This is a genomic window from Thalassolituus sp. UBA2009, from assembly GCF_002335285.1.
Taxonomy (GTDB): Bacteria; Pseudomonadota; Gammaproteobacteria; order Pseudomonadales; family Oceanobacteraceae; genus Venatoribacter; species Venatoribacter alkanivorans.
Genome location: NZ_DDCJ01000141.1, coordinates 69,287 through 84,053, shown reverse-complemented (window position 1 = coordinate 84,053; position 14,767 = coordinate 69,287). Strand labels below are relative to the sequence as shown.

Below are 14,767 nucleotides of genomic sequence, written 5' to 3'. Positions count from 1 at the left end.
GGCACCTGCATTAACCAAGCGCCGCCGGGCGCTCTGAATTAACAAACAGGATGTTTATGTCGTCTCAATCCAGAACCCTGCATAACCCGCTGTACTGGCTGCACCCGAAACAGATCTGGTCTCACGTCAGCGCTATTGATGAGCAGGCCGAGCAGGAGCGGCAGAATGTCAGCCCGGCAACCTTAAAAAACCGTGCCTGGATTGTGATTGCCGTTGCCTGCGTTTGCTTACTGATGCTGCATTACCTGAAATACTCGAGCAATCTGCGTACTGCAATCCCGCTACTGGAAAACCTGTTTGCCATTGACAACCACCAGTGGCTGATCAGCTATCAGCGCAGCCAGTACCGCGAATTACTGGGTTATGTCTGGTGGGGAGGCTGGCACTTGCTGACCTTTATTATTATCCCAATGCTCACCATCAGATACGTGCTGAAGCAATCCGTCCGTGATTATGGCTGGCAATGGGGCGAGGTGCATAAGCACTGGTTAGGTTATTGTCTGCTGGCTACACCGATTGTGTTCTTTGCCATTATGGCCAGCTTCCGCGACGACTTCGCCAACCACTACCCCTTTTATAATCTGGCCCATAAAAGCTGGCTTGATCTGCTGCTCTGGGAGTGTATTTACATCACCCAGTTTATTGCCGTTGAATTTTTCTTCCGCGGTTTTCTGGTGAACGGCCTGCGGCCACAGCTTGGCAGCTTATCGGTTGCGGTGATGTGCCTGCCCTATCTGATGCTGCATTTTCCTAAGCTGTGGCTGGAGTCGACCGGCGCAATTTTATTCGGCTTTTTTCTTGGCATTCTGGCGTTAAAGTCACGCTCAATCTGGGGTGGTGTTGCGGTACATGTGATGATTGCACTGGCCATGGATTTTGCCGCGATGATTCAGACCAAAGGTCTGCCTGAGCAATGGCTGCGCTGAGAGGAATATATCCTTAAGACTACAGGTATTCGCGGGCATGGCCCGCTCCTACCCAAATATGCTCCTTTCAAGAGACGCCGATTTTTCGTAGGAGCGGGCCATGCCCGCGATAACACGCTTGGTTATAAAATCAGACGACGCACATCCGACAACAACGCCACCAGCGTGGTGAAGAAGCGGCCACAGTCAGCACCGTTAATCGCCCGGTGGTCGTAAGAGACCGCCAGCGGCAGCATATTACGCGGCACAAATTCTTTGCCGTTCCACTGTGGTTTTATCTGCGCCTTCGATACCCCCATAATCGCCACTTCCGGTGCATTCACAATCGGCGTAAAACCTGTGCCGCCCATCGCCCCCAGACTGGAAATGGTAAAGCAGCCACCCTGCATTTCGTTAGGTTTGAGCTTACCGTTACGGGCCTTTTCAATCAGCTCGCTGGCTTCACGGGCAATCTGATAAATACCTTTTTTATCGGCATCACGCAGCACCGGCACCATCAGGCCGTTCGGCGTATCGCAGGCAATACCGATGTGCACATAGTGTTTCTGCACCATATGTTCGCCATCATGATGCAGCGATACATTAAAGCTGGGCTCCAGCGTCAGGGCACTGGCCGCGGCCTTAATTAAAAACGGCAGCGGAGTCAGTTTAACGCCCTGTTTTTCTGCTTCCGCTTTCATCGAAGCGCGGAAAGCATCCAGGTCGGTAATATCGGCTTCATCAAACTGCGTAACGTGCGGCACATTCAGCCAGTTACGGCTCATATTAGCCGCCGTGATCTTTTTAATTTTGCTCATCGGCTGCAGTTCAATCTCACCGAATTGTGCAAAATCAACTGCCGGAACAGCAGGAATACCACTGCCAGAAGTCACCGCAGCAACGCCACTTTCAGCCTGTTTTACCAGCGCTTTAACGTAGTCGCGGATATCGTCTTTGGTAATACGGCTGCGGTCACCCGTGCCTTTTACTTTGGTTAAATCGACACCCAGCTGTCGCGCCAGGCGACGGGAAGACGGACCGGCGTAGACATTATGAATATCAGTTTTTTCTGCACTGCTCGTCGTTTCAGACACGGCAGCTACAGGCACCGCAGAAACAGCCGCCGCTGTTGGCGCTGGTGCATTCTCCACCGCTTTATTTGACGCTGGCTGAGCCGATGTCTGTTGAGCTGATGCTGCAGAGCCCGGCTGTGCCTGTGTCAGCAGCCTGCCATACACCTGGCCCTCTTTCACTTTGTCGCCAACATTAATCAGCAACTCTTTTAAAGTGCCGCCCTGTGGTGCCGGTATATCCATACTGGCTTTATCGCTTTCCAGTACGATCAGCGAATCATCAGCACTGAGGGTGTCGCCAGGCTGCGCACAGAGTTCAATCACGGTGACTTCACTGGCACCGCCCAGATCAGGCACCACCAGATCAATCAGACTTTCCACACTATCTGCTGCTGAACCGGCGTTTATTTCTGCCACCGGAGCCGCCTGAGCAGGCGCTTGCGCAGCAGCCAATGGTTCTGCGCTTTTTTGCTCAGCATCCGCAGACTCTGTGGAATCTGAAGATTCCAGCTCCAGAATGGCCGAGCCTTCAGAGACTTTATCGCCAACCTTAACCAGCAACGCCAGAATTTTACCGGCCTGCGGGCACGGAATTTCCATCGTTGCTTTATCGGTTTCCAGTACCAGTAAATCCTGATCGGCGTTTACGCTGTCGCCCACCGCGACATTAATTTCAATAATTTCCACATTCTCTGCACCACCGATATCGGGCACAGTCACAGTCAGTTTACTCATGATGGCCTCCTTCTCAGCACAGGGTCGGGTCGTTTTTGTCTGCCGCAATGCCTAAGGCTTTGCGCGCTTTCAACAGATCATCTTTAGTGAAGTGCTTACCTTCTTCGGCCAGGCTGCTGAGGGCGGCCAGTACGATAAATTCACGGCTGACTTCAAAGAAATGACGCAGCTTTTTACGTGTATCACTGCGGCCAAAACCATCGGTTCCCAGCACTTTAAAGCCTGCGGCACCACCACAGCTTTGCGGAATAAAGGCACGCAACTGCTCGCCATACGACTTGATATAATCCGTTGCCAGCACCGCCGGGCCTTTTTTATCGGCCAGTACCTGAGTGAGATACGGCACCTGCGCTTCAGCATCCGGTTTAAGCAGATTTTCACGCTGACAGCGCTGACCATCACGCGCCAGTTCGTTCACCGAGGTTACGCTCCAGATATCCGACTCAACGCCGTAATCGGCGCGCAGAATATCCGCTGCAGCTTCCACTTCACGCAAAATAGACCCAGCCCCCATCAGCTGTACCCGGGGTTCGGTCGCCTTGGTTTTCTTACCACCTTTCAGCAGATAAATACCTTTGATAATGCCTTCTTCGGCCCCCTGTGGCATATCAGGATGGGCGTAGTTTTCATTCATGGTGGTGATATAATAGAAGCAGTTCTCCTGCTGCCCGTACATGCGCTTTAAACCATCCTGAATAATGACCGCCAGCTCAAAACCGTAGGTCGGGTCGTAGGATTTACAGTTAGGAATAGTGTGCGCCATTAAATGACTGTGGCCATCCTGATGCTGCAGCCCCTCACCGTTTAAGGTGGTACGGCCGGAGGTCGCTCCGATTAAAAAGCCGCGCGCCTGAATATCACCAGCCGCCCAGGCCAGATCGCCGATACGCTGAAAACCAAACATCGAATAAAACACATAGAACGGAATCATCGGGCAATGGCTGTTACTGTACGCCGTCGCCGCCGCAATCCAGGCCGACATCGCACCGGCTTCGTTGATACCCTCTTCCAGTATCTGGCCTTTTTTATCTTCCTTGTAATACATGATCTGATTGGAATCATGCGGGGTATATTTCTGCCCGGCAGAGGAATAAATACCCAACTGGCGGAACATGCCTTCCATACCAAAAGTACGGGCTTCATCCGGCACAATAGGCACGACCCGCTGACCAATGTTTTTATCTTTAACCAGCTGTGACAGCACGCGCACAAAACTCATGGTCGACGATAATTCACGTTCGCCACTGCCGCTGAGCTGGCTCTGGAAGGCTTCCAGTGCCGGGACATTTAAAGGCTCAAAATCCGGACGGCGTGACGGTACAAAACCATGCAGCTGCTCGCGGCGTTCGCGCATGTATTTCATTTCCGGGCTGTCCGGCGCCGGACGGTAATACGGCACATCATCCAGTTGGTCATCGGTCAGTGGAATGGCAAAGCGGTCACGGAATTGCTTCAGTGCTTCTTTATCGAGTTTTTTCACCGAGTGGGTAATATTGGCCGATTCGCCGGCATCACCCAGACCATAGCCTTTTACGGTTTGCGCCAGCACCACAGTTGGCTGGCCTTTATGGGCAACGGCTTCCGCATAAGCGGCATAGACTTTAAACGGATCATGACCACCGCGATTCAGTTTGCGGATATCGTCATCGGTCAGTTCGTCAGCCAGTTCTTTTAATTCCGGATAAGCGCCAAAGAAATGTTCACGGGTATAGGCCGGACCATTGGCTTTGTAGTTCTGCAGATCACCGTCACAGACTTCGTCCATGCGTTTCTGCAGCATGCCGGATTTATCTTTTTCCAGCAGAATATCCCAGTGCCGTCCCCACACCACTTTAATCACATTCCAGCCGGCGCCACGGAATACGCCTTCGAGTTCCTGCATAATTTTGCCGTTACCACGTACCGGCCCATCCAGACGCTGCAGGTTGCAGTTAACGACAAAAATCAGGTTTTCCAGCTGCTCGCGTCCGGCCAGAGAAATAGCGCCGAGAGTTTCCGGCTCGTCACATTCACCGTCACCCAGAAAGGCCCAGACTTTACGGTCGCCACGGGCAACCAGATCACGGGCGGATAAATAACGCATCACGTGCGCCTGATAAATTGCCTGAATTGGCCCCAGCCCCATGGATACCGTCGGGAACTGCCAGTAATCGGGCATCAGCCATGGGTGCGGATAAGACGACAGACCATTGCCATCGACTTCGCGGCGGAAACTGTCGAGCTGTTGCTCGTCAAAGCGCCCTTCGAGATAAGAGCGCGCATAAATACCCGGTGCCGAATGGCCCTGAAAATAAATCAGGTCACCCAGGTGACCATCATCGTTGCCACGGAAAAAATAATTAAAAGCAACGTCATATAAGGTCGCGGCCGACGAGAACGAAGCAATATGGCCACCCAGGCCTTCGTCGTTATCGTTGGCGCGCATCACCATCGCCAGCGCGTTCCAGCGGATTAACGAGCGGATACGGCGTTCCATAAATAAATCGCCGGGCATGCGCTTTTCTTTTTCCGGGGCAATGGTATTGCGGTATGGCGTGGTAATGGCGGGCGGCAAAGCAACGCCTTTGGCCATGGCATGGTCGAAGAGTTTTTTCAGTAAGAAGGCAGCCCGCTCAGGGCCCGCGTGACGAATGGTAGCATGCAGTGAATCCAGCCATTCCTGGGTTTCGTAAACATCGACATCGTGTGTCATCTGAACTCCGGTCTCCTGATTGTACGTGCCGCAACCGATAAGTCCGGCACTGAGTCCGTTACAGCCTTATGAGCTGCAACCCCATCTAAATTGGTCTTACCTATTATCCTTTTCTTTAAAAATGATCATAGATAAGACCCTTTAGGTAGTTTTACCAAGGTTATTTCGTAGTACTTTTACAGAATAAAAGCCCATAAAACCTTGACAAAACCCAGTCTGCACTGAACAAACGGCGTTGACAATGGATTCCTGTAGTTTTTTTACAGAATGACCAATTTTTACCACCAAGGTCGTAGAGAGGAATTCAGGAGGCGCAAAAGCGGAGAACGACGCCCGACCAGTAACACTGCCCGGGCGTCCCGCTGATAGCGGTTAATTGAAGTGATAAACGAGCGCCAGCGACAAACTGCTACCAGACACCGACACGCCCGACTGGGTTTCCAGCTCCAGCAAGGTTGCTGACAATTCAGAGCTCCAGGAACGGCCGAGGTGATAACCCGCTCCCAGGCGCAAGCCATAGCTGGTGTCATACTTCACCGCTGCATTGCCCTGATAATCAATCCAGGGAGCAATCTGGCTGCGGTTAAACTCCGCCCGCAGTCCGGCACTGATATTCCAGTTTTGTGTTGGCCGGTAACCGGCGCCGAGGTACAGCATCTGACCTTTTTGCTGCTGATCGTTGACCGTGGTAAAGCGCGCGCCCAGGGTGGCGCGGAGAAAGGACGTAGGATTTAAAGGCACATCAGCGCCGAGATGAAAGTTCACACTGGGTGGGGTTTTAAAGTCCGGATTGTCGCTGCTGCGCAAAAAATCCTTACCATTACTTTCCAGCTCAGAAGACCAGAAAAAGCGCGTTCGTTCATTCCATACCTTGTCTATTTCCAGACTGGACTTCCCTTCCGGCTCATATGCGGAATAAACCGAAGAGGGATAGAAAATTGGCAAAGGTAATATAGGCAGCAACGGCCACGCGAAACAAATATCCCATTCTTTTCTGTTTCCCCGATGCCCTGGTTTTATCACCAGATAACGGGCTTCGCTATTGAGTACAACATAATGATCCAGATCGTCATCGCAGGCATCAATATCCACATAGGAGCTGGTTAATTGAATAACGCGAAAATGTTCATCCAGCACAACAATATCCGGCGCATAAAGTTTTCCGGCTACGGCTTCCACCCTGAAACTGATCTCCTTTTGATAGGGAGTGTCATCAAGGCTGATAGCCACAACCAGATCGTCATCACCCAACCCGGTGAGCGACTGATAAGCAGCGTCCGGAAAGGTATTATTGCTGCTCAGCGAATAATAGGTCAGATCTGAATAGTCTTTATTTTTACCTGCCTGCGCAGGAGTAATAATTAACGCCAGCTGAACAAAAAGCAGTATTCTTAATAAGTTTCCGTACATTTTTTATCCATAAAGTAATTTCCCTGACGGGCTCAAGATTACAATAAAAATGGAAAGGATGACCGTATTATTAAAGTCGTTATCCCAAACAGCCTGTTTCAGCTGCTGAACAACTTGGCCCGCACTTTTTTGCGGTATTCTGCCGGCGTCTGCCCGGCCAGCCGGCGGAAAATCCGGGTAAAATAACCACCGTCGTTATACCCCACGGCGGCGGCGATATCGGCCACACTCAGATTGGAGTTCTGCAATAAATCGCGGGCATTGTCACAGCGTAATTTCTGCAGATATTGCGTCGGTGTGGTACCGGTAACTGCACGAAAGCGCCGGTCAAACTGGCGCTCACTTAAACCGGCATCAGCCGCCAGCTGACTTAACAACAATGGTTTCTGCACATTTTGCTGCAGCCAGGTTTGCGCCAGGGCGATGACTTCATCGGGGTGCTGATGCGCCTGATCGGCGTAAAAGACTTTTTTCTCGAACGGGTTACGCACCTCCGGTGAAAACTGCTGTTCTACCTGCAACGCCAGCTCACGGCCATATTGCAGACCAATAAAATGCACCATTAAATCGGCACCGGAATTCACACTGGCCGCACAATACAGCCGGCCATCCTGTGTCAGCAGATGCTGGCGCTGCAATTTTACTTTGGGGTAATCGCGCGCGAACTGATCCAGATAATGCCAGTGTGTGGTGGCCGGCTTGCCATCCAGCAGTCCGGCCTCTGCCAGCAAACAAACGCCGGTACCAATGGCGATAATGCTGGCACCGGCGCGATACTGGCGCGCCAGCCAGGCAATGGTATCGGCCTGCTGCGCCAGTTGCGGTTTTGGGTTACGCCACAGTGCCGGCACCACAATTAAATCGGTGTGTTCAACTTCATCCAGAATTTTGCTCGGACGGATCTGAAAACCACCCAGCATGGTCAGCGGCTGTAATTGCTGTGCCACCACGTCTACCTGAAACACCGCACGCGGATCACGCGCCAGACGTAATCGCGCCCGTGTGGCCTCAAGCATTTCCAGCGGAATAGCAACACTTGAACTGAGCATCTGGCCCATGGCCAGCAGGGTGACATGGCGGATCATTCCGGCTCCTTAAACAGCAACGGCAACGTTCACTTAACAGGCTGCGCAACACAGCTGTGAACCCGCCTCTGTAATGGCGTCTTTTTTATCACCATATTTGTCCAGAGTATCCTAATAGCTAAGCAGAATGCACTCCTACAATGGCCTTATTCCCCCATTTGTCCGCCCGGCAGATGTTTTACCCCGCCGGGCCTGCGTTATCAGGAGAGCAATCATGAGAAAACTGGCCGTTATTACCGCCTTTGGTGGCATTAACGCTGCAGGCCGCAGTTCAGCACACCATGCTTACCAGCGTCTGGTTATGGATGAGCTGGGCAGCCAGCAGCAACAGGCCACCCTGAATGCTCTGGCACAAAGCATGAATCTGCCACTGAACGGCGATGCTGCCTGGCGTGAACAGATCATCAACGGCACTCTGGTACGCGGCTGGGACAATATGGACTGGGATGCCAGTGCCGTACCTTTTCACCAGCCATTTACCGACAGCGATGGCACTCCCTGCTGGCGTTTAAGCCATAAGCGTCTGGCGGTACAAAGTGCCGGACAAACACCCAAAGGCTTTGACCCGGCCGCGCTGTACCCATCACACCATCATCCCCGCGGACTGCAGATGGCGGTCTATGCCGCCTCCGACGCTCTGGGCCAGCTAGGTATGAACTGGGATGCTATCCGCCAGCGTTTACAGCCTGACGAAATCGCCGTTTATGCCGGCTCTGCCATGGGCCAGCTCGACGGCAATGGCCACGGTGGCATGCTGCAATCTTCCCTGCTGGGCAAGCGCACCAGTTCCAAACAATGTGCGCTGGGCCTGAGCGAAATGCCCGCCGATTTTATTAATGCCTATGTACTGGGTAATGTCGGCGCCACCGGCAGTATGGTCGGTGCCTGCGCGACCTTTTTATACAATTTAAAAGTCGCACTGGATGATATTCAGAATGGCCGCCGCCGGCTGGTGATTGTCGGTAACAGCGAAGCGCCACTCACGCCGGAAATTGTCGAAGGTTACAGCGCCATGACGGCGTTAATTACCGAACAGAAATTACGCGACTTAGACGGTTTAAATACCGGACAAACTCCTGATTTCCGCCGGGCAAGCCGCCCGTTTGGCCATAACGGTGGTTTTACCATCGCCGAATCTGCGCAGTTTTTTGTGCTCTGTGATGATGAATTAGCACTGGAATTAGGCCTGACCATTCATGCCGCGGTAGGTGATGTATTTGTAAATGCCGACGGTTATAAAAAATCCATATCCAACCCCGGTGTCGGCAACTACCTGACCATGGGCAAAGCCATGGCCGAAGCCCGCCGCTGGCTGGGTGAAGATGCCCTGCGTCATGGCTCTTTTGTTCAGGCCCACGGCAGCAGTACGCCAGCGAACCGTACAACAGAGTCGCATATTTTCAGCGAACTGGCCGGCGCCTTTAATATCCAGAACTGGCCGGTAACCGCCGTTAAAGCACACCTCGGCCACTCCATTGCCGCCGCCTCCGCCGACCAGTTATTGATGAGCCTCGGCAGCTGGGCTAACCATATGATTCCCGGCATTACCACGACCACCGAAATTGCCGACGATGTGCACCAGCAGGGGCTGAATATTCTGCTGCAGCACCAGCCGATTAATGCCGAAAAAATGCCGTTAGCCTTTATTAATGCCAAAGGTTTTGGCGGTAATAACGCCTCCGGATTTTTTGTCAGCCCGCAGCAAACGCATAAATTACTGGCACATAAGTACGGTCCGCAGCGCTGGAAAGACTATCTGTCACGCAATGAATTTATTCAGCAACAGGCGCAGGATTACGATCAGAATATGACCGCCGGGAAGATTAAACCGCGCTACTGCTTTGGTGAAAATGTATTGGAACCGCAAGATCTGCAGATTTCCGACAGCGAAATCCGTATTAAAGGCTGGGAGCAGGCCGTCAGTCTCTGACGGCTGCTCTGCTTTTAATCGTGCGGTATAAACTTTATTTAAATAACGGTGCACCGCTACTTTTTAAACATTAAGCAGCGACAAGCCGTTACTGGTTAAAAATTAAGTAGCGATGCGCCGCTACTCCGGCCATCACACCGGATGCGGAAGCCAGCGTGGCATTATGCATTGGCATTGCCGTATCACCGGCGGCAAACACACCTGGCACGCTGGTCTGGCGCATGGCATCGGCGCTGATCATCAGCCCGGTGGGTGCCTCTTCGGTAGCGAGCCCCAATTGCTCAACCAGTGCCTGCGCAATCTGAGTTTGCGGAGCAACATAAACGGCGCCGACCGCAATACGGCGACCATCGGCCAGACGTACAGCTGACACCGCATCACCCTCTCCTTCAATAGCAACGATCGGCGTGCGCTCAATGACGACGCCACGCCGTATCAGAACCGGCAGAAGGTCATCGTCCGGCTCGAAATCGCCCTGCGTGAAATACGTAGTCGGCCCCCAGTCCGGCAACATCGCGGCCTGCATCGCCGAATGCGCTGAACCGGCCAGAACGGCTATCGGCTGACCACGCAGTTCATAACCGTGGCAGTAGGGGCAGTGAATTACGCTTTTACCCCAGCGCTCTTTCAGGCCGGGAATATCCGGCAGCTGATCGGCCACACCCGTCGCCAGAATTAAGGTTCGCCCTTTTACCTCCTGGCCATCGTCACTTTGCAGCACAAAGCCCTCTTCGTTCTTGCGTGCCGCCGTGACGCGGGTCTGACGCAGGCTGACCGTTGGGTAGGCCAGCAAGGGTTCAAGCGCGCGCTGACGTACCTCGGCCGGAGAGACACCATCGAGGGTGAAAAAGCCGTGGGATGCTTCGGCAAAACGGTTGCGTGTTTCCCCGGCATCAAGAATCAGCACCTGACGCTGGCCGCGGGCCAGTTGCAGCGCCGCCGATAAACCGGCAAAGCTGCCGCCGATGATCAGGCAGTCATAGATGTCCGGCGTACGGGTCTGAATGTTAAAGGTATGGCTGTTTTGTGGGTGAGTTGCGTGCGTCATGACATTTCCTCCGTTTCATTCACTCACGAAACAATATAAGTTACTTAAGATGGAAAAATCAACTCATGATACTTTTAATGTGTCATGATAAAACCGCGTAGAATATGCGCCATCAGCCATCGCCACTCACATCACGGATACATCATGAGAAAAGACAGCCGCCTGTCACGCATGCTGCACGTACTGGTTCATATGCATTACCAGACCGCTCCGCTGACATCGGACCAGATTGCGCAGATGCTGCACACCAACCCGGTGGTGGTAAGGCGCACCATGGCGATTCTGAAAGCCGAAGGCTATGTAAGCTCGGGCAAAGGCCACGGTGGTGGCTGGCAACTGGCCACACCGCTGGCCGACATTACGCTGCAGGATATTCACCGCGCACTGAAAGAAAGCTCGTTATTTACCATCGGTCTGACCGACGAACACACCGCCTGCCCGATAGAACAGGCGGTAAACGGCGCGATTACCGATGTATTGCAGGAAGCCGAAGCGCTGGTACTGGAGCGCTTCAGCCAGGTGACACTGGATCAGCTGGCCGTGGGGTATTCGCCCGACGGGCGCTTGCCCGCAGCTACTGACAAAGCCACCGACAAAGCAGCCAACCCAGAGTGACAGAAGCAGTAAAACTTAAGCAGCCTTAGCCGGCAATTTTGCCCATACCTTACCGCGGTGTTCTGCATAGATATCACGCACCCACTGCAGCGCCGGACTGTCAGCCCATTGCTGTGCCGGCCCGGCCATTTTGGTGCGGAATTCTGCTTCACCGTAAATAGGATGTTCGCGCGGACACGCCAGTGGCGCCAGAATGGAGGCTGCGGCAATATCGGCAAATGAAAACGCATCGCCTACCAGATAACGAAATTTCCTTTCCTGCTCCCCTTGCTCCAGCTCCAGCTGCTGCAGCCGCTGCTCCAGCCAGCGGATTTCAGCGTCAATCAACTGCTCTGCCTGCGTCACCGCACGCGGATAAATACGCAATTTAATTCTGAATGCCGGTTTAATCAGCGGGTACGCCAGCGTAATAAAACGCCGCTCCCAGGGTTTTGCAAACTGCGTCCAGATGGTGCGAATTAAGGCATCATGGGCAAAACCCGGCAGATATAAATAACGCGCAATGGGCTTACCAATGGCATCAAAACGCTGCTGCACCGCCAGTATCTCCTGCTGTTTTTCGCTGGGCATACTGTCGAGCGGACTGTGATGCCCGGCCAGCCAGTTAACAATGCGCGGGCTGTCCTGAATGCAGGTTTTACCGCTTTGCAGTAACGGCACCGTGGTCTGCGCGCGCCGCCCTTTCAGCCACATCGGTACAGTATGCAGCGCCGGCGTCAGCGCAATTTCCTGATAGGGAATCTCTTCATAGTCGAGCAGCCAGCGGATTTTCTCGCTGTAATGCGACATATTAATGGTGAATAACGTCAGCGCCCTGTTTGCCATACAACCACTCCGGCAGAAAAGCGGCCATTGTGCGCACGCCCGTACACCGGGGTAAGGTTCAAACCGGAGAGAATAAAGGCCGGAAAACCCCTGTCGGTGGCGTAGTTGGCAAAAAACTGAAGGCTGACAGGCAATACACTGCCAACAGCAAGAGGTTAAAAAAAAGCGCAGCCAAATGGCTGCGCTTTTTCAGATTCGTTTATTCAGCGGGAGGCCGATACTCAGAACGGCACATCATCATCGTAGTTTGGCATGGTCTGCGCGAACTGATCATAATCTGCCCCAGCCGACGGAGCAGAACCTTCAGCACCGGCACGCTCAATACGCCATGCCTGCAGGCTGGTAAAGCATTTTTCCGGGTTACCCGGCTTGGCCCACAGACGACCGGACAGATTGAAATGCACCACCACCTCTTCGCCAACGCGGTAAGCATCCATCAGTGCACACTTGTCTTTCAGAAGCTCCAGCGCGACGTAATTAGGGTACTCCGGCTTCTCGCCATCGCCGGTCAGCTTGATCACAAACTCACGTTTGGTAAAACCATTGGCACCGTAAGAACGGGTTTCGTCGATGGAATGGATGATTCCCTGAGCTTCGAAGTTTTTGGACATGGGGGTTCCTGAATAATGAGTTAAATCAGATCTTGTATTGGGAGCGATCATAACATTGATGGTACAAGGGTTGGAGCCTGAAGCGACTCCGCACCTGCAATGCTTCTAGACGACCGGGGGTAAAGCTTTCACCAACCTCTGTAATGTCTGAGTAATGCTGATTAACTCCCGCAGAAGCTGAGGATTAACATCAAGATGCCCCTCATATTCGGCCAGATTCCGCATATTGTGGCATTTATCCAATACACGCCACTCAGCCATGCTGAGATTTACCGTATGTTGCAAACACTGAAAAACTAAATACCGGCTATCCGAGCGATAACCATGCCAGCGTAAAGCAGCCAATGAAAAAGCGTGAGCCGCACCATACGCCAGAGAAAACTGGCTGTCGTCGCTCAGCCCGTTGATCTGGCAATCTTTAAGCTTGATGTCACCCGCTTGCACCATGCCCGCAAATTCCTTTGCATCCACAGGTTCTTGTTTCAGCTTGTTGATTTTGACTAAATTATCCAGTTCTTTCATAACGCTTCCTGCGTTTATTAATCTATTAATCCAGTAAATTAATCCGGGGTTGCTCCATTACCTTAGTAAGAAAATTCTGACCTGTCGCCAGGCGTTCTGCAAACTCCTGTGGGGAATACAATGTTGGATTAATCGGACGCTGTAATTGCTGCTCCGCATCAGCGAATAATGCCATTGTCTCGCTGTAGCTCAGATCAGATCCGACCAGCATAACATCCACGTCACTGCCGCTGTGTTCTTCTCCTTTGGCGACCGAGCCATAAATAAAGGCTTTTTCCAAACCCGGCACCAAGGGGCGGATGGCCTCTTTGAGTACACCGGCAACGCCAAAGGTTTTTTTAACCAAACTCAGCAATTCTTCATAAACAGGCGATAACGCATTGGCCTGATAGTGGCTCTGATTCCCCTGTCTGACGACCGTCAGTAGCCCAGCTTCCGTCAACCTGGCGAGTTCACGGGAAATAACCCCCTTGCCCATATCGGCAATCCGGGCCACCTCGTTAAGATAAAAGCTCCTGTCCGGCTGACCAAACAACAAGGACAAAACCCTTTGCTGTGCCTTAGTAAACAAGGCATCACCCACACTGATCGTCATAGTTTTTACCCGCCCTGACCTCTGCGAAAACAGACTGCGCCAAAAGTCCCAAAAAGGGAACGATGAGACCCAATTTGGGAACTGTAGAGGGAAGAAGCCGTTATGTCCAGCACCTGAGGAATACCGCTGCAGCGGTCAGCCGCCTCGTTCCAGCAGCTCCAGCATCGCCCGATCCGGCCAGATCATGCCCTTGCCTTTAATATTACGCGGCGTATCCGACAGCCAGGCACCAACGCTGTAACCCGTGACTTCAGCTAAATCGACCGGCTCATCCTCCAGCATGCATTCAACCTCAAACTTCATCCGCTTAAGGGTGCCCTGCACCGAACGGTTGCACTGAGTATCGACCTGCAACGGGCGCAGGTACTGCTGTGCTGCGGTCATATGACGCTCATCGGCCCCGCACTTCAGCAAGGTATTCATAAATACATCGATAAAAAGATCATTCAGCTCAGCAAAATCAGGCTTGGTTAACGCCGGCAAAAACAGCGAGAAACGTGTTTCGTCATGAACAAAAAACACACAGTCATAACCATCAAAATCGACCAGATGACCATGCCAGCCACTTAACGGATTATTATCCAGCGCTGTCTGTTGATAGAGCGACTGAGTGTTTGGGGTCAGATAAAGCATACCGTCTTCGTTCAGCGGCAGCTTTTCAAACAGCTTTTTTGAGGCGTGGAGGCGGATCATTAAATTAACCTTAACAACAGCGTCACGC

13 protein-coding genes are annotated in these 14,767 nt (G+C 52.6%); 3 read left to right on the top strand and 10 right to left on the bottom strand.

Annotation, left to right across the window (positions count from 1 at the left end):
- The first annotated feature begins 56 nt into the window (after positions 1–56).
- Positions 57–926 (top strand): CPBP family intramembrane glutamic endopeptidase, encoded by an 870-nt coding sequence (locus B3P58_RS17115; RefSeq protein WP_286719277.1) that lies wholly within the window; start codon positions 57–59, stop codon positions 924–926.
- Between the two features lie 122 nt (positions 927–1,048).
- Here the strand turns inward: B3P58_RS17115 and aceF are convergent, their stop codons facing one another.
- From aceF to B3P58_RS17095, 4 genes are all read right to left on the bottom strand, one after another.
- A complete protein-coding gene (gene aceF / locus B3P58_RS17110) occupies positions 1,049–2,713 on the bottom strand; it encodes a dihydrolipoyllysine-residue acetyltransferase (RefSeq protein WP_286719276.1) in 1,665 nt (554 codons plus the stop codon).
- Positions 2,714–2,726: 13 nt separating this feature from the next.
- Entirely contained in the window at positions 2,727–5,405 is a 2,679-nt protein-coding gene (gene aceE, locus B3P58_RS17105; protein WP_286719274.1) for a pyruvate dehydrogenase (acetyl-transferring), homodimeric type, read from the bottom strand.
- 372 nt (positions 5,406–5,777) lie between these two features.
- Positions 5,778–6,815 (bottom strand): hypothetical protein, encoded by a 1,038-nt coding sequence (locus B3P58_RS17100; RefSeq protein WP_286719273.1) that lies wholly within the window; start codon positions 6,813–6,815, stop codon positions 5,778–5,780.
- A 98-nt stretch (positions 6,816–6,913) separates the two neighbouring features.
- On the bottom strand, positions 6,914–7,900 hold the full coding sequence (locus tag B3P58_RS17095) for a GlxA family transcriptional regulator (protein WP_225692568.1): 987 nt from the start codon (positions 7,898–7,900) through the stop codon (positions 6,914–6,916).
- 214 nt (positions 7,901–8,114) lie between these two features.
- Here B3P58_RS17095 and B3P58_RS17090 point away from each other — a divergent pair, with 214 nt between their 5' ends.
- On the top strand, positions 8,115–9,830 hold the full coding sequence (locus B3P58_RS17090; protein ID WP_286719271.1) for a beta-ketoacyl synthase: 1,716 nt from the start codon (positions 8,115–8,117) through the stop codon (positions 9,828–9,830).
- Between the two features lie 88 nt (positions 9,831–9,918).
- Here B3P58_RS17090 and B3P58_RS17085 read toward each other — a convergent pair whose 3' ends face one another.
- Positions 9,919–10,878 carry an NAD(P)/FAD-dependent oxidoreductase gene (locus tag B3P58_RS17085; RefSeq protein WP_286719269.1) on the bottom strand — a complete coding sequence of 320 codons (960 nt, stop codon included), beginning with the start codon at positions 10,876–10,878 and terminating at the stop codon, positions 9,919–9,921.
- Positions 10,879–11,022: 144 nt separating this feature from the next.
- Between B3P58_RS17085 and B3P58_RS17080 the strand changes: the two genes are divergently transcribed.
- Complete coding sequence (locus B3P58_RS17080) at positions 11,023–11,493, top strand: RrF2 family transcriptional regulator (protein WP_286719268.1); 471 nt, start codon at positions 11,023–11,025, stop codon at positions 11,491–11,493.
- Positions 11,494–11,508: 15 nt separating this feature from the next.
- On the opposite strand, the gene B3P58_RS17075 is transcribed toward B3P58_RS17080, so the two are convergent.
- From B3P58_RS17075 to B3P58_RS17055, 5 genes are all read right to left on the bottom strand, one after another.
- Positions 11,509–12,318, bottom strand: coding sequence for a glutathione S-transferase family protein (locus tag B3P58_RS17075; RefSeq protein WP_286719266.1), 810 nt, complete (start codon positions 12,316–12,318; stop codon positions 11,509–11,511).
- Between the two features lie 221 nt (positions 12,319–12,539).
- The gene (locus B3P58_RS17070; protein ID WP_145468309.1) at positions 12,540–12,929 is read right to left on the bottom strand and encodes a DUF3127 domain-containing protein; all 390 of its coding nucleotides are present in this window, start codon (positions 12,927–12,929) and stop codon (positions 12,540–12,542) included.
- A 105-nt stretch (positions 12,930–13,034) separates the two neighbouring features.
- A complete protein-coding gene (locus tag B3P58_RS17065; protein ID WP_286719264.1) occupies positions 13,035–13,451 on the bottom strand; it encodes a hypothetical protein in 417 nt (138 codons plus the stop codon).
- Between the two features lie 25 nt (positions 13,452–13,476).
- Positions 13,477–14,046: a nucleotidyltransferase domain-containing protein gene (locus B3P58_RS17060; RefSeq protein WP_286719263.1), complete on the bottom strand. Its 570-nt coding sequence runs from the start codon at positions 14,044–14,046 to the stop codon at positions 13,477–13,479.
- A 135-nt stretch (positions 14,047–14,181) separates the two neighbouring features.
- Positions 14,182–14,739, bottom strand: a complete 558-nt coding sequence (locus tag B3P58_RS17055) for a DUF6933 domain-containing protein (protein WP_286719261.1) — start codon at positions 14,737–14,739, stop codon at positions 14,182–14,184.
- Positions 14,740–14,767: the final 28 nt, after the last annotated feature.